Origin of the sequence: Alishewanella aestuarii B11 (assembly GCF_000280055.1) — a bacterium.
Lineage (GTDB): Bacteria > Pseudomonadota > Gammaproteobacteria > Enterobacterales > Alteromonadaceae > Alishewanella > Alishewanella aestuarii.
On sequence record NZ_ALAB01000019.1, the window covers coordinates 1 to 16,302 of the forward strand.

The 16,302-nt window shown below is 41.8% G+C and carries 15 protein-coding genes; 14 read left to right on the forward strand and 1 reads right to left on the reverse strand.

All coding sequences use genetic code 11. The features are described 5' to 3' along the window. Nucleotides 1-24: 24 nt before the first annotated feature. The gene (locus AEST_RS06830) at nt 25-534 is read right to left on the reverse strand and encodes a hypothetical protein (protein ID WP_156803873.1); all 510 of its coding nucleotides are present in this window, start codon (nt 532-534) and stop codon (nt 25-27) included. A gap of 237 nt (nt 535-771) precedes the next feature. On the opposite strand from AEST_RS06830, the gene AEST_RS06835 reads away from it, so the two are divergent. From AEST_RS06835 to AEST_RS06900, 14 genes are all read left to right on the forward strand, one after another. Next, a complete protein-coding gene (locus tag AEST_RS06835; RefSeq protein ID WP_008608003.1) occupies nt 772-2,118 on the forward strand; it encodes a capsule assembly Wzi family protein in 1,347 nt (448 codons plus the stop codon). A 102-nt stretch (nt 2,119-2,220) separates the two neighbouring features. Next, the gene (gene rfaH, locus AEST_RS06840) at nt 2,221-2,715 is read left to right on the forward strand and encodes a transcription/translation regulatory transformer protein RfaH (protein WP_008608005.1); all 495 of its coding nucleotides are present in this window, start codon (nt 2,221-2,223) and stop codon (nt 2,713-2,715) included. A 177-nt stretch (nt 2,716-2,892) separates the two neighbouring features. After that, entirely contained in the window at nt 2,893-5,646 is a 2,754-nt protein-coding gene (locus tag AEST_RS06845; protein WP_008608007.1) for an SLBB domain-containing protein, read from the forward strand. A gap of 71 nt (nt 5,647-5,717) precedes the next feature. Continuing rightward, the gene (locus AEST_RS06850; protein ID WP_039925239.1) at nt 5,718-6,653 is read left to right on the forward strand and encodes a Wzz/FepE/Etk N-terminal domain-containing protein; all 936 of its coding nucleotides are present in this window, start codon (nt 5,718-5,720) and stop codon (nt 6,651-6,653) included. After that, nucleotides 6,650-7,771: a non-hydrolyzing UDP-N-acetylglucosamine 2-epimerase gene (gene wecB / locus AEST_RS06855; protein ID WP_008608010.1), complete on the forward strand. Its 1,122-nt coding sequence runs from the start codon at nt 6,650-6,652 to the stop codon at nt 7,769-7,771. The genes AEST_RS06850 and wecB overlap by 4 nt, the downstream gene beginning before the upstream one ends. A gap of 3 nt (nt 7,772-7,774) precedes the next feature. Continuing rightward, nucleotides 7,775-9,031: a UDP-N-acetyl-D-mannosamine dehydrogenase gene (gene wecC / locus AEST_RS06860; protein WP_008608011.1), complete on the forward strand. Its 1,257-nt coding sequence runs from the start codon at nt 7,775-7,777 to the stop codon at nt 9,029-9,031. Next, nucleotides 9,028-10,098 (forward strand): dTDP-glucose 4,6-dehydratase, encoded by a 1,071-nt coding sequence (rfbB, locus tag AEST_RS06865; protein ID WP_008608012.1) that lies wholly within the window; start codon nt 9,028-9,030, stop codon nt 10,096-10,098. The genes wecC and rfbB overlap by 4 nt, the downstream gene beginning before the upstream one ends. Before the next feature lie 2 nt (nt 10,099-10,100). Continuing rightward, nucleotides 10,101-10,982 (forward strand): glucose-1-phosphate thymidylyltransferase RfbA, encoded by an 882-nt coding sequence (gene rfbA / locus AEST_RS06870; RefSeq protein WP_008608013.1) that lies wholly within the window; start codon nt 10,101-10,103, stop codon nt 10,980-10,982. Then, the gene (locus AEST_RS06875; protein WP_039925236.1) at nt 10,979-11,380 is read left to right on the forward strand and encodes a sugar 3,4-ketoisomerase; all 402 of its coding nucleotides are present in this window, start codon (nt 10,979-10,981) and stop codon (nt 11,378-11,380) included. The genes rfbA and AEST_RS06875 overlap by 4 nt, the downstream gene beginning before the upstream one ends. Next, complete coding sequence (locus AEST_RS06880; protein WP_039925237.1) at nt 11,374-11,892, forward strand: GNAT family N-acetyltransferase; 519 nt, start codon at nt 11,374-11,376, stop codon at nt 11,890-11,892. The genes AEST_RS06875 and AEST_RS06880 overlap by 7 nt, the downstream gene beginning before the upstream one ends. After that, nucleotides 11,889-12,596, forward strand: coding sequence for a 3-oxoacyl-ACP reductase (locus tag AEST_RS06885; RefSeq protein ID WP_008608015.1), 708 nt, complete (start codon nt 11,889-11,891; stop codon nt 12,594-12,596). The genes AEST_RS06880 and AEST_RS06885 overlap by 4 nt, the downstream gene beginning before the upstream one ends. Before the next feature lie 16 nt (nt 12,597-12,612). After that, nucleotides 12,613-13,734, forward strand: a complete 1,122-nt coding sequence (locus AEST_RS06890) for a DegT/DnrJ/EryC1/StrS family aminotransferase (RefSeq protein ID WP_008608017.1) — start codon at nt 12,613-12,615, stop codon at nt 13,732-13,734. After that, complete coding sequence (locus tag AEST_RS06895; protein ID WP_008608019.1) at nt 13,731-15,008, forward strand: O-antigen translocase; 1,278 nt, start codon at nt 13,731-13,733, stop codon at nt 15,006-15,008. The genes AEST_RS06890 and AEST_RS06895 overlap by 4 nt, the downstream gene beginning before the upstream one ends. Next, the gene (locus tag AEST_RS06900) at nt 15,005-16,255 is read left to right on the forward strand and encodes a hypothetical protein (protein WP_008608020.1); all 1,251 of its coding nucleotides are present in this window, start codon (nt 15,005-15,007) and stop codon (nt 16,253-16,255) included. The genes AEST_RS06895 and AEST_RS06900 overlap by 4 nt, the downstream gene beginning before the upstream one ends. Nucleotides 16,256-16,302: the final 47 nt, after the last annotated feature.

Here is a 16,302-nt window from a genome sequence, read left to right on the forward strand (position 1 = left end):
TCCCATCCGATATCCAGTACTTGCCTAAACCAAGGGCCACGAAATCCGGCGTCTGTAACGATAACCGGGCTTGCAGCTTGCCGGTAGTATTGCGTGAAGGCGCCTTAGAAATTGCTGATGAGTTTGGGGTTTATCTTTAGTCGCCAGGGAATGCACTTCCTCATAAAGGGTTATCGAGCGCCCCTCACATGCCAATGCGGCGCGCAGCAGGAAGAACTGCTGACCGGGCTCTAAGTCTGACCAGTCGACCAAAATCACTGGCTGTGCTTGATAACCTGCAAAATATCGGGCCAGTTGCTGATAAATGTGCGGTAACTCATAAAAAAGTTGCGTATTGGAGAGCAGGCGATCAGCACTTTTTATTCGATGCTTTTCATAGGCTTGCGTGTCAAGGTTCCGCCCAAGCGAAGTGACTGTGAGTTGCTGCTGGGTCGAGGCACTTAAGACTATATTTTGTAGCGCCTTGCGCCGGGCACTATGCATAGAAGGTGTGACAGCGTGAATGAAATTGGTTAGGATGTGCTGAACATTCATGGCGATTCCTGATTGTTTTTTTTGGCGAAAGATCTGATCATCGAGCGCCATGAATGTTCCCTTCCTATACCAATTTATTTAATCCTTTGTTTTATCATCCTATTTCGTGGGGATACCTCAGGGTCTGACCTCTGACCGGTACCGGAGTGCTGTGGATAAGTTGGGGTTGTGTCGGGGGGAGGGCTTTGGTAGCATTGCCGCGTAAAATCTACTTGTACAGGACGTCAGAGTATTACTATGCGGTTTGTTTATACAGTTGTTCTGGCCTCTGCCACACTCGCGTTTTCCCCGCTGTTGCAAGCTGCACCCTGGGTAAAAACAGAAGATCAATTTCTGCAACAAAGTATTCAGTTGCTCGCTAATGCTGGCCTGATTAAAACACCGGTTAATACTTGGCCGTTAATGTGGCAGCCCATTCTGCAAGACCTGGCGCAAATTGACACCCAAGGCCTCACAGATGCGCAGCTGCACGCCTATTTGCGCATAAAGTCAGCTGCGGGTTTTGCACAACAGGATCGGATTAACAGCCTTACGCTCTCTGGCAGCAATGAAGCCCTCGGCCCTCGTGGTGCCGGTAATCAGTACCAGCAAGAGGCCATGCTAAGCCTTGGTGCCGAACTAAAAGACAATAACTGGACGGCTGCGGTATACAAGCAATTCCGGCGCGATGCATACGACGCCAACAGCTTCTCTGACAACGATACCCATTGGGACGGTAGCTACGGTGCTTACACCGCGGGCAACTGGGTTATGCTGGCAGCCATTCATCAGCAATGGTGGGGGCCGGCAATTCATAGCAGCTTTAATTTTAACAACCAGCAACGTCCGGCAAAAAGCTTACAAATAAGCCGTCTTAATCCGAATTTACCACTACACCAAAGCCTTAGCGCACTTGGCGCCGTGCAGTTTAATCTGCAATATGGTGAATTTGCCGGCACAGCGCCAACCCGCCATGCTACCTATCTGGCGAGCCGGATTGGCTTAAAGCCCCTTACAACGCTGGAAGTTGGCCTAAGTGGGCGCAAATTACAGCCAAAGCCTGAGCAGCAGGCAATTAGCGAACCTTTTTACCAGCAACTACCGCAGCAGGATATCACTACCCTTGGCCTGGACCTGCGCTATCACCTGAATAACCAAACCGCGTTGTATGCCGAATACTCCAGCCAACGTAGTGATGAAACGGCTAGTGGTTGGCTCGTTGGTGGCCAATACCACTTAGGTAACGAATTTGTGTTGTTGCGCTTTTTTAACGAGTACCAACATATTGCAGCCGACTACAACCAATGGTTGTTTATTCAGCCCGGCCAGATACAGGCTGCAATTAAAAATGAATGGGTAGCAGGGGTGCAAATTACTACTCCCTCGGGTGAAAGCGGCTATGTTAAATTTAGTAAAACCCGCTCACAGCTAAACCCGGCTCAACCCGAATTGTTAGTTGATCCCGCCGCTATCCACGCCGGATACCAGCGGCCTTTGTTAAGCGGTTTAGTCAGTATCGACTACCAGCTACAGCGCGCCAAGCAATATGTTGATACCACCGAACTTAACCATGCAGTCGGCGTACGTTGGGAATGGCGTTGGTAATGGCGATAAAAGCAGCAGCTGCTCACTTTAACCGATGAAAGAATTGACGCCCGATACTGTTCAGCCTTACCATCCATACCAGCAATAAGGACGCAGTAATCTATGGACAATTGGTATCTTATTTACAGCAAATCGCAGCAAGAGCAGCGTGCACAACAACACCTTGCCAATCAGGGCTTTGAAAGCTTTGCCCCCCAGATCACTGTAAAAAAAATCCGTGCCGGTAAAACCGTACAGCTAACTGAGCCGCTGTTCCCGCGTTATATCTTTTTAAAGTGCCCGCAAACTCCTAACTTATCTACCATTCGAAGCACCCGCGGCGTCGCCGGGCTAGTCCGTTTTGGCGATAAACTAGCAACTGTACCCAGTTCTTTAATTAATCACCTGTTAAAAAACCAACTGGAATTACAGCAGCAAATGCCAGTGCAGCCGTTTCAACCCGGCGATAAGTTAGAAATTCTAAATGGGCCCTTTGCCAATTTAAATGCGGTATTTCAGCAAGCTGACGGCGAACAGCGCAGTATTATTTTGCTGAATTTTTTAGGCCAGCAACTGCAACTTAGTTTGGAAAATAAAGACTTAAGCAAGCCTGCTTAATACCAGCTGCCAACGCAGCTAAATCAGGCATTAAAACAGTAAAAACAGCAGGGCAGATAAGTTATACTCCCGCTGTTAAAAAAGTATGACATTCAGTTCTGGGGCGCCTAACTCAGGGGCGGTAGCGTGCCTGAAGGCTGGAAAACGCATAATCAACTACAAAACGGAAGCAAGTTAATGAGGTTGTCTAAAAGTTTTTTTCGCAAACTGGTTGTGAGCACCGCAGCGCTGTTTATGGCTGCCGGTGTCATGGCACAGCAACCCAGCGCAGCACAAATCGAACAGTTCAAACGTTTACCCAAGGCCCAGCAAGAGGCTTTGGCTAAACAGTACGGTTTCGATTTATCCATGATCTCCGGCACATCCAGTGCCAACCGCCTGCAAAGTCAGGATGTGGAAAAGTTGATGCCGCAGGCCGATCGCGACTCAATGCTGTTAATGCAGGCAATGGCCGATCTGGAAGACAAGCGCAAAACCCGCGAACCGGATGAAAAAGAACAATTAAAGCGTTTTGGCGAAAACCTGTTCGACGCCAATATCAGCACCTTTGCTCCGGTAGCGAATGCGCCGGTCCCAGATAATTATCGTCTGGGGCCAGACGACACCCTGTTATTACAAGTTTACGGCAAACAAAGCAGCAACTACGAGCTGGTAGTTAACCGCGAGGGTAGCGTCAATTTACCTGATCTCGGCCCGGTTAATGTGGCAGGTTTAACTTTTAGCCAGGCCAGCAGCCTGATCCGCAACCGTATTGCCGAAGCCAATATCGGTTTACAGGCGGCGGTCACCATGGGGCAGCTACGCACCATTAATGTCTTTATCGCTGGCGAAGCCCGTAATCCGGGTATGTATGCGGTATCGGCGCTGACTTCTGTTACTCAGGCGCTGTTTGTATCTGGCGGTGTGTCTGAAATTGGCAGCTTGCGCGATATCCGGGTAACCCGCAGTGGCCAAACTGTTGCCCGTTTCGATTTATACGACCTGCTTCTTAAAGGCAATAACGCCAACGATATTACCCTGCAGCATGGCGATGTGGTTTTTGTGGCACCAGCGGGTGCAGTAGTAGCCATCGAAGGTGAAGTACGCCGCCCCGCTTATTACGAGCTTGCTACGGGTGAAACCCTTGGCCAGTTGTTAACTATGGCTGGCGGTTTACAGGCCTCTGCTCACGTTAATGCTGTCTCATTACAACGCTCCGGCCCCAATGGCCGCGAGCTGGTTAACCTGAACCTGACTGAGCCCTCAGCACAAAGCTTTGCTTTACGCTCTGGTGATAAATTAGTTGTACCGGTGCTTTCACAGCGCGTACGTGACCAGGTTACTATCGCCGGTGCCGTATCGCGCCCGGGCACCTATGCCTGGCGCAGTGGTATGCAACTGCATCACCTGTTGGGTAACGTTTGGTCAGATTTACTGCATAGCACCGATACCGACTACGCCCTGATTGTGCGCCGCGTCAATAACCGTGGCGATGTTGAAGTACTGCAAATTAACCTGCTGGATGCAGTCGACAACAGCCAGTCTGGCGGTTTTACTCCGGTTAGCTTACAGCCACAAGATATCGTTTTAGTATTCCATCAGGTAAACCTGGCTTACGAGCGCGAACAGTTAAATACATTTATTCGCAAAGCTGTGCATAACAAGCTAAGCCATTTTTCAGAAAACGTTCTACTCTCAGGCGATATTACCGGTAATTTCTTTAAACAAATCGAAAGTAACTCCGCACTAATCGCCAGTACCCAGTTTAAGTTCGACGACAAAGAGCTGTCAGAGCAGGCGCTTATTGAAAGCTTTGTTGGCACTATGCTGCAGCAGTTATACGTTAACCCCGAGTATCTGGCGTTATCCAAGCATTTTACACGCCGCGAGCTACTATTCCCGCTGTTGCAAACCTTACGCAAGCAAAGCACCGATCAACGTGTCATCCCTATCGTATCGGTAAGTGGCGACGTAAAAGTGCCAGGCGAATACCCATTGGCACAGGGTGGTAATGTGGCGATGTTGCTGCAGGCCGCCGGTGGCTTAAATGCCTCTGCCTATTTACCACGGGCTGAACTTAGCCGCTTTCTGGCACAGCAAATTGAGCGTAACGGTGTTGAACAGCAAAATATTAATATCGACCTGGGTGCAATCCTAAGTGGTCAGCAGCAGGATCTGCAACTTACCAGCCGTGACCGCATTAATGTGTTCTCAACGCCAGACTGGTCGCAGGTACGCTTGGTTAATATTAAAGGTGAAGTACGCTTCCCAGGTACCTATCAGGTATTAAAGGGCGAAAAGCTATCCGATGTAATTAAACGTGCCGGTGGCTTTACCCGTGATGCTTATCCTTACGGCGCAGTTTTTACCCGCGAGGCCATTAAGCAACGGGAAACCGAGCAAGCCGAAAAGCTACTGGCACAGTTAAAGTCGGATGTGACCAGCCGTATTCTAACCTCTGGCCAGCCTATGACAGCGCCGGCACCATTACAAATGCTGCAAGAGCTGCAAACCCTGGAGCCGGTAGGTCGCATGGTTATCGACCTGGAGCAGATTATGCTGGGCCGTACCGACTTTGATATCGAAGTGGAGCACCGGGATAGCCTGACCATTCCTCGTACCCAAACGTCTGTGACCGTAATGGGTGAAGTGCAACACCCAGGCTCACATCGTTACCGCGCAGGTTTAAGTGTGCGTGACTACCTGGCATTAGCGGGCGGTGCCCGTAAACGCGCTGACGAAAAACGGGTATTTGTAATCCGCGCCGACGGCTCAGTAATGATCCCAAGCCAAAACCGCTGGTTTAGCGCAGCGAATGACGAACTACGCCCGGGCGATACCGTTATTATGCCACTGGATACCGAATATAAAGATGGCCTGAGTATGTGGGCGCAAGTCACCCAAATTTTCTATCAAACTGCCGTTGCTTTGGCAGCCCTGAATTCATTCTAAAAAACCAGGCTTAACAATGGCATTCGGTACAGCAGGCGAGCCGAATGCCTAAAATGCTAACAAGGAATCTTATGTCTGACCAAGTTCAACAACCCGTGTCGCAGGTTGCAGACGACGAAATTGATTTACGCGAGCTTTTTAGTGCGCTATGGCAAGGTAAGTGGATAATTATCGTCACAACCTTCCTATTTAGCGTAGCTTCGGTGTTCTATGCCTTAAGCTTACCCGATATTTATAAAAGCGAAGTGACACTGGCGCCGGTATCAGAAGATTCAGGCCTTAAAATCCCCGGCCAATTAGGTGGTTTAGCTGCCCTAGCTGGCGTAAATTTAGGTGGGGCCGGTGGAGGTGATAAGACTATATTAGCACTTGAAATTTTGAAATCTCGGGATTTTCTAGGTCGGTTTATATTAGAGAATGATTTATACATACCAATTTTTGCTTCAACGGGCTGGGATTTAATAAATAATAAACTCATTATAGATCCTAAAATATATGACGAGATAAGTGCTGAATGGGTAAGAGTTATAAATCCTCCATTTAAAGCAAAACCAAGTATACATGAGGTAGTAGATAGCTTTAAGAAGAGTTTAAGTATTAGCCAAGATAAAATGACTGGAATTGTTAAACTAAGTGTAAGTCATTATTCGCCATACTTAGCTAAAGATATAGCAGATAAGTTAGTTTCCAGAATTAATGAAGAGATGCGAAAAAGAGATTTAGAAGAGGCTGAACTCAGTATCATTTATTTAAACAGCCAAATTATGACAACTACCTTAGCTGATGTGAGGAATATGCTTTATTCATTGATAGAAGAGCAAACTAAAACATTAATGATAGCTAATGTAAGAAGAGAGTATGTTTTTAAAACAATAGATCCTGCAATTGTTCCTGAATTTAAAGCTAAGCCTTATAGAGCATTAATTTCTGCTTTAGGCTTCGGATTTGGTCTTTTAATAAGCATCTTTTTCTTATTAACAAAATTTTTTCTAAGCAACAGGAAATGAAAACTTTAATTGTATTTGGTACCCGCCCTGAAGCCATTAAAATGGCACCTTTGGTGCATGCATTAGCAGCGGATAGCCGATTTGAAGCTAAAGTTTGCGTTACAGCACAGCACCGTGAAATGCTTGATCAGGTTTTGGCTTTATTTGAAATTCGCCCAGACTATGACTTAAATATTATGAAAGCAGGGCAAACCCTTACAGATGTTACAACAGGAATTCTGAAAGGACTGCAACCTATTCTTTCTGAATTTAAACCCGATGTCGTATTAGTGCATGGCGATACCGCCACGACTTTAGCAACCTCTTTAGCTGCTTACTACCAGCAAATAAAAGTAGGTCACGTTGAGGCAGGTTTACGTACAGGTAATATCTATAGCCCCTGGCCAGAAGAAGGTAATCGTAAGTTAACTGGCGCATTAGCTAGCTTTCATTTTGCCCCTACTACTACCTCGCAACAAAACCTGTTAGCAGAAAACGTAGCGCAAGCAAGTATTAGCGTTACAGGTAACACCGTTATCGATGCTTTATTGCTAGTTAAACAAAAAATTGAACAAAAAATAGAGCTTGCCAATATTTTAGCCAGCCGTTACCCCTTTTTAGATGTTAACAAAAAAATGATACTGGTAACCGGGCATCGCCGTGAAAGTTTTGGTGGCGGTTTTGAGCGCATTTGTGAAGCTCTGCGGCAAATTGCGGTTAACTATCCAAATTGCCAAATTGTCTATCCTGTTCACCTAAACCCCAATGTACAAGAACCGGTAAACCGTTTATTAGCTGGTTTAAGTAATGTGTTTTTAATTGAGCCACAAGACTATTTGCCTTTTGTTTATTTGATGATGCGCTCGCACATTATTCTCACGGATTCAGGTGGTATTCAGGAGGAAGCCCCATCACTTGGTAAACCGGTGCTCGTTATGCGTGATACTACGGAGCGACCAGAGGCTGTTGCTGCCGGCACAGTCAAACTAGTAGGCACCGACGTGGGAAAAATCTTCTCTGAAGTGACTAGCCTGCTTACCAACGGCGAGGCTTACGAAAATATGAGCCGTGCGCATAACCCCTATGGTGATGGCAAAGCCTGCCAACGTATTCTTGATACACTTTTTCAAGGTAATTAGTTAATGAAATTCACGTCTTTATCCGTTATTGGTTTAGGCTATATTGGCTTGCCTACAGCCGCTGTCTTCGCGTCACGTAAAATTAAGGTAATAGGGGTTGATGTAAACCAAAAGGCTGTCGACACAATTAATCAGGGCAAAATTCATATTGTAGAACCCGATCTGGATATTGTGGTACATGCTGCGGTAACCGAGGGTTACCTGAAAGCGACAACCGCACCAGAGCCGGCAGATGCCTTTATTGTAGCAGTGCCTACCCCGTTTAAAGGTGATAACCACGAGCCGGATTTAAGCTATATAGAAGCGGCCAGCAAAGCCATCGCGCCTGCACTGCAAAAAGGCAATCTGGTTATTTTGGAGTCGACATCACCGGTGGGTGCAACAGAGCAAATGGCTGCTTGGCTTGCCGAGGCCCGGCCAGATTTAACCTTTCCGCAAACCCACGGCGAAGACTCCGATATCCGGGTTGCCCATTGCCCTGAGCGGGTATTGCCAGGCCATGTAATGCGCGAGCTCATTGAAAATGATCGTGTAATAGGCGGTATGACGCCAAAATGCTCTGACTACGCCATAGAGCTCTACAAAACCTTTGTACAGGGTGAATGTGTGGTTACCAATGCCCGCACAGCTGAAATGGCAAAACTTACAGAAAATAGCTTCCGCGATGTAAATATTGCATTTGCCAACGAACTATCAATGATTTGTGACAAGTTAGATATTAACATTTGGGAGTTAATTAAGCTTGCAAATCGTCACCCTCGCGTAAATATCCTTCAACCTGGCCCAGGCGTTGGCGGCCACTGTATTGCGGTCGATCCATGGTTTATTGTTAGTAAAACACCTGAACAAGCAAGGTTGATTCGTACTGCTCGCGAAGTAAACGATAGCAAGCCAGAATGGGTTATTGAAAAAGTTAAAATTGCTATTTTTGATTTTCTGCAAGCCAACCCGACTAAAACTGCGAAAGATGTGACGGTTGCTTGTTATGGTTTAGCCTTTAAACCCGATATCGATGATCTGCGGGAAAGCCCTGCTTGTGCGATAGCTCAGCAAATTATCAATTTTCACCAAGGAACAGTGCTGTTAGTCGAACCTAATATCGAGTTTTTACCAGCTAAATTAAGCAACAATGAGTTAGTGGCAGCAGACTTAGCTTATGCTAAAGCAGATATTCATATACTTTTAGTTGATCATAAAGAGTTTAAACGGCAAGGCCCGACTAACGGTTTAGTGGTAGACGCAAAAGGGATATGGTTATGAAGTTGTTGGTAACGGGTGGTGCTGGCTTTATCGGCTCTGCGGTTGTGCGTCATATTATTGATAACACATCAAATAGTGTTATTAATGTTGATAAACTAACTTATGCGGGCAATTTGAATTCGGTAGCTAGCGTTGCTAACAACGAACGCTATGCGTTTGAACAAGCTGATATTTGTGATGCTGCTGCCATGGCCGAAATATTTGAAACTCATCAGCCAGATGCCGTTATGCATTTAGCAGCTGAGAGCCATGTCGATCGCTCTATAGATGGCCCGGCAACATTTATTGAAACCAATATTATTGGTACTTACACTTTACTTGAAGCAGCACGTAATTATTGGAAAGGTTTGCCAGAAGCGCGTAAACAGGCTTTTCGGTTTCATCATATCTCTACTGATGAAGTGTACGGTGATTTGCATGGTACTGACGATTTGTTTACTGAAACTACGCCTTATGCACCAAGCAGCCCTTATTCTGCCAGTAAAGCCAGTAGTGATCATTTAGTGCGCGCTTGGCAGCGTACTTATGGCTTACCGGTATTAGTCACTAACTGTTCAAACAATTACGGCCCTTACCATTTCCCAGAGAAGTTAATACCGCTGATGATTTTAAATGCGTTAGCAGGTAAGCCGCTGCCAGTTTATGGAAAAGGTAATCAGATCCGCGATTGGCTATATGTAGAAGACCATGCCAGGGCCTTATACAAGGTGGTTACTGAAGGAATTGTTGGTGAAACCTACAACATTGGTGGCCATAACGAAAAGCAAAATATTGAAGTTGTTAAAACTATTTGCGCTATTCTCGAAGAATTAGCACCAATTCAAAATTCAACACTAAACATTCAAAACTACGAAAGCTTAATCACTTTTGTACAGGACCGCCCGGGCCACGATCTACGTTATGCCATTGACGCCAGCAAAATAGAGCACGAATTAGGCTGGAAACCAGAAGAAACCTTTGAAACGGGTTTACGCAAAACAGTGCAGTGGTATTTAAACAACAAAGACTGGTGGCTTGGTGTTCTTAACGGAAGTTACCAGCTTGAACGTTTAGGGCAGGGAGCTTAACAATGAAAGGCATTATTCTGGCAGGTGGTTCGGGCACTAGGTTATACCCCATTACGATGGGTGTCTCTAAACAATTGTTGCCTATTTATGATAAACCGATGATTTATTATCCATTATCTGTCCTGATGCTTGCAGGTATTCGAGATATTCTAATCATCACAACACCTGAAGATCAGGCTTCATTTAAACGATTATTAAATGATGGTTCGCAATTTGGAATCAATCTCACTTATGCTGTTCAACCAACGCCAGATGGGTTGGCACAGGCGTTTATTATAGGTGAAGATTTTATTGGCTCTGATGATGTGTGTTTAGTCTTAGGTGACAACATATATTATGGTCAGGGATTTACACCAAAATTAAAAGAAGCCGTAAATAAAGCTAAAGAAGGAAAAGGGGCAACAGTTTTCGGTTATCAGGTAAAGGATCCTGAACGTTTTGGCGTTGTAGAGTTTGACGCTGAAATGAAGGCGATCTCTATTGAAGAAAAACCAAAAAAGCCAAAATCGCACTTTGCTGTAACCGGACTGTATTTCTATGATAACCGTGTCGTTGATATTGCCAAGCAAGTAGAGCCTAGCGATCGAGGAGAGTTAGAAATAACCTGCATAAATAACGCTTACCTAGCGTTGAATGAGCTCAATGTAGAGTTGCTTGGGCGGGGTTATGCTTGGTTGGATACCGGTACTCACGAGAGTTTATTGGAAGCAGCGCAATTTGTAGAGACCATTGAAAAACGGCAAGGTTATAAAGTTGCATGTTTAGAAGAAATTGCTTTTAACCGACAATGGCTTAACAAAGAACAATTAATAAAGACTGGTAAGTTAATGAGTAAAAATAGTTATGGTCAGTACTTACTGGAAGTCGCAGAGGGTAAATTATGAGTCTTGTCAAATTAATAGATTTACCCTCATTAGGCGATGAACGTGGTTCATTAGTTGCTATAGAATCATTAAGTAATGTCCCTTTTGAAATACAAAGGGTGTACTACATTTTTGGAACTGAGAAGGGAATTTCTCGTGGCTTTCATGCCCATAAGAATCTGCAGCAACTGGCGATTTGTGTTGCCGGTAAATGCCGAATGCTTTTAGATGATGGAAAAACTAAGGAGTCAGTTTGGCTTACATCACCTAAGCAGGCTTTGATAATCGGCGAGAACATTTGGCGTGAGATGCACGACTTTAGTGATGATTGCGTTCTGTTAGTATTAGCTAGCCAACATTACGATGAGAATGATTATATTCGTGATTACAGTGAGTTTTTGAGGTACGTAAAATGCTAAGCTTAAAATCCATACGTTTACGACTTGTAGAGCCAAGTGATGCAGAATTTATATTGAAACTTCGGTTAGATGAAAGATATAACAACTTTCTCTCTAAAGTCGATAATGATATCGAGTCTCAACGCCGTTGGATAATTAATTATAAAAAGGACGAAGCTGATAAGCGTCAATTCTATTTTATTATAGAGCGCCAAGACGGTACGCCATGTGGAACAGTAAGAATTTATGATTTAAAAGCAGACTCATTTTGCTGGGGAAGCTGGATTTTAAACGAGCATAAAACACGTTATGCTGCAATTGAGAGTGCGTTATTAGTTTATCAATATGGTTTTGATTTTTTAGGGTTTAGAAAATGCCACTTTGATGTAATGAAAGGTAACTCTAAGGTTGCAGATTTTCATAAAAAATTTGGTGCTATAATTGTTTCTGAAGATAATGATAATCACTATTTTGAAATAACCAAAGAAAGCGTTGATAAAATGGCTGTGAAATTTAAGGATTTGATTGGATGAGAAATGTGTTGGTTACCGGCGGTTCAAGAGGAATCGGTAAAGCCATCGTCGAATATTTGATTGAACAAAACTACAGAGTCGTTTTTACCTATAAAAACGCGTTACCTGAAGATTTCCCTGCCGCAGCTATAGCAATGAAGCTAGATATGACAGAAGTAGCGCACTGTGAAAGTTTGTTGGAACAACTTGAAGAACAAAATTTGTATCCTGAGATTTTAATTAATAATGCTGGCATTACTGCTGATGCAATGTTTCATAAAATGACGGCACAACAGTTTTCAGAAGTAATTAATACCAACCTTATTTCTATTTTTAATATTACCCAGCCAGTTTATATCAAAATGCGGGAGAAAGGCTTTGGCCGTATTGTAAATATTTCTTCGATTAATGCAAGAAAAGGTCAAATTGGGCAAACAAATTACTGTGCATCGAAAGCGGGTATACAGGGTTTTACTAAAGCCCTGGCATTAGAGGGGGCAAAATTTGGCGTGACAGTAAATTCGGTCTCCCCCGGTTATATAGAAACAGATATGGTGATGAAAATAAGAGAGGATATCAGGGCTAACCTGATTAAGGATATACCTGCAGGCCGTTTTGGAAAACCAAAAGAAGTTGCTCGAGTAGTGGGATTTTTAATAGCTGATGAGTCTGACTATATTACAGGTGTAAATTACGACATTAACGGTGCAATGCATTTAAGTTAAAGATGGATAAGATAAAATGATTAATTTTTTGGATTTAAAAGCAATTAATGCCCAATACCGCCAAGAACTTATAGAAGCATGTACATCAGTAATAGATTCTGGTTGGTATATTCAAGGTGTTGAAGTTCAAAAATTTGAAAAGGAATTTGCCGCTTACTGTGGAACTGAACATTGTATCGGTGTTGCTAATGGTTTAGATGCTTTGATTCTAGTGTTTCGAGCTTGGAAGGAGCTTGGTAAGTTAAAAGAAGGGGACGAAGTTATAGTTCCTGCGAATACTTACATTGCAAGTATTCTTGCTGTAACAGAGAACAAACTAAAGCCTATACTTGTTGAGCCAGACCCACAAACTTTTAATATTTGCCCCACCAAAATACGCGAGGCGATCAGCAAGAACACAAAAGCCATCCTTGCTGTGCATTTATACGGTCAGTTAGCTGCTATGCCTGAAATTATGGCGCTCGCAACAGAACACGATTTATTAGTGTTAGAAGACTCTGCTCAGGCACATGGTGCTGAAATTAATGGAAAACGGGCTGGAAACTGGGGCCATGCTTCTGGATTTAGCTTTTATCCGGGTAAAAATTTAGGGGCGTTAGGTGACGCTGGTGCTGTTACTACAAATGATGCTGAACTGGCGAAAGTATTACGTGCGTTAAGTAACTACGGCAGTCATAAAAAGTATGAAAATTTATATCAGGGTGTTAATAGCAGACTAGACGAAATTCAAGCTGCGATGCTAAGAGTAAAGTTAAAATATTTAGATAATGAAACTCATCGTCGTAGAGAAATTGCTACTAGCTTTGCAAAAAAAATAGAAAATCCCCTGTTATCATTGCCAATTAATTTTGATAGCGTTAATATTAATTTATCTAACCATGTATTCCACTTGTTTGTTTTACGAACTGCTAAGCGTGACGAGTTACAGAATTACCTAATCAAAAATGGGATTCAAACTGTTATACATTATCCAATTCCTCCTCATAAACAAAAAGCATATTTCGAAAATAAAATTTCAGGTATTTTTTTACCCATAACAGAGCTAATACATAAAGAAGTGATAAGTATCCCAATTAGTCCTGTTATGACTGATGAGCAGGTGCAGTTTGTAATCGATGTTTTAAATAAGTTTTCATGAATTTAGCTAGAACATCACTTTTAAGCTTTATCGCAACAATAATTAAGATGCTATCGGCTTTGATTATTAACAAAGCCTTAGCAGTTATAGTCGGTCCTTCAGGTTTGGCATTTGTTGCGCAATTTCAAAGCTTCATTCAAATTTCTCAAGCAATAGGCCAGTGTGCAATTAATAATGGGATTACCAGATATACTGCAGAATATGCAACAGATAAAGAAAATTTAAGAAAAATAATATCAACAGCGCTATGTTTGAGTCTAATCTCTTCGATTATAACAGGTGTTTTAATAGTAATTATCTCAAAATATCTTTCAATTTACTTTTTAAAGTCGACGGATTACACATCAATAGTAGCCCTTTTTGGCTTTTTTCTTGCCTTTTTTGTTTTAAATAATTTTTTGTTATCAATACTAAATGGTTTAAAAGAGATTGGTTTATGGGTAAAAATTAATATTACACAAAGTGTGGTTTCTTTGCTTTTAACCCTGTTATTAATAACAGGGTTTGGTTTAAAAGGAGCCTTGCTTTCAATAGTCCTTACTCAATCCTTGGTATTGTTTTTAGCTATATTTTACATTTATAATCACGCGGTCATTAACAGAGATATATTAACCATAAATTTTTATTTTCCTGAATTTAAAAAGTTATCCAGTTACATATTAATGGGGTTAACTACAGCCATAATTGTACCCTTATCACATGTAATTCTAAGAGAGTCGATAGTATTAAGACTAGACTGGGTTGCAGCTGGGAACTGGCAGGCAATATGGTATATTTCTTCGATGTATTTAGGTTTGATTTCAACAGTTATAGGTGTTTATTATCTGCCTAGAATCTCAGAAATTAAAGACTTCAAAACCCTAGTTAACGAGCTAGCGAATGGATATAAAATTTTAGTTCCATTTATGTTTATTTTGTGTTTGTGCATATTTCACTTGAGAGAATTCATAATTAGTATACTCTTTAGTGATAGTTTTAGTAAAGTCGCTGATCTATTCATGTGGCAGCTTATTGGTGATTTTATTAAAATGATGTCATGGTTGATCGCTTATATAATGATAGCTAAATCGCTTGTGAGATCATTTATTTTTTCTGAAATATTTTTCTCTATGACCTTTTGCGTGATAACATTTTACTTAATACCTATTCATGGATTGGTTGGTGTTACGATAGCATATGCTTTGAACTATACACTGTACTTCTTGTTTGTGGCTGTAGCTGTATACATAAACAGGGAAAATATGTTTTCTAATTTAAGGGAAAATAATAATTGAGAATTTATTTTTTCTACGACTCTGAAAATATTGGTGGTGCTCAATTACTCTTAGCAAGAGTACTTACTTTTTTTATGCAGTCAGGTTTGTTTGTTGGTCTAGTAACTAGAAAACGTTCAGTTGAAGAAATATTTATTTATAAGTATTTAGTAGAATTTGGTTATAATAACGTTGATGTTTTGAATATAAATTCAGACTCAGATTCGAGTGTTGTCACAAATTCAGATGTAATTGTAACGCCGCTTTCAAACTTGCATGATTTAGCGAAGTTTAAATTTATTAACAATCCGAGAGTTTTTCTATGGGATATGCATCCCTATAATCTTGTTGAAATACATTCTTTTTCACTTTTTTATAAAAAACGCTTTCTTTCAGGTTTTTTTAAACTTATTGAATATAAAGCTTTCAATAGAGTCAAAGAAATAGCGCTTACTTTAAGTTTTAAAGACTCAATCTATTTCATGTGCAAAATGAATTACAATTTCAATAATGAGATCTACGGAGTAAATTTCAAATATAACCTTCTTCCAATATTTTCTGGTGTTGAAGATTACACAGGTAATACCTTATTACGAAGCATTGCTAATGTTAATGAAAGTCGTAAGTTAAGTATTATATGGGTTAGCAGGCTTGATGATGATAAAGTGAAAATTCTCAATTTAATAATAAATGACATTAAAAATTTTGTGACTAGTTCATCTATTGATATTGCTTTGCATATTGTCGGAAGCGGAAATGCTGAGTCATTCATTATTAAACCTGAAAATTTTGAAGTGATTCATACTGGTATAATTAGCGGTACTGAATTAAATAATTATGTTCATTCATATATAGATATTGGTATATCAGTAGGGACTGCAGCGCTAGACTTAGCACTCATGAAAATACCTGTTATACTTGCACCTGGAGCAGATGCTTATAACTTCTACAGGTTTAAAAATAAGAAATATAAATTTCTTTATGAGATCAATGGTTTTGATGTTGCTGTTGAACGGTATCACTCTAGTAGCACATTTAGTCTAAGTGAAATTCTTAATTCCTTAATGTCTTCTTATGAGCTTTTCTCTAAAAAAACACTTTCTTATGCGATTTTGAATCATACTTTAACCGCAAATTCAGATAAAGTTCTTTCTGCTATTACGAGTTCAAAGGGCAGACTTTCTGATGTTGTAGCATTAAATGATCTTGATTTTATTAGTCGAGTTCTTGCCTCGCTTAAAGCTTTATTTAAAAGGCTTTTGCGATGAGGGTATACTTGTCTCACTTATCTTACTTACTAAAGTATAAAACATAC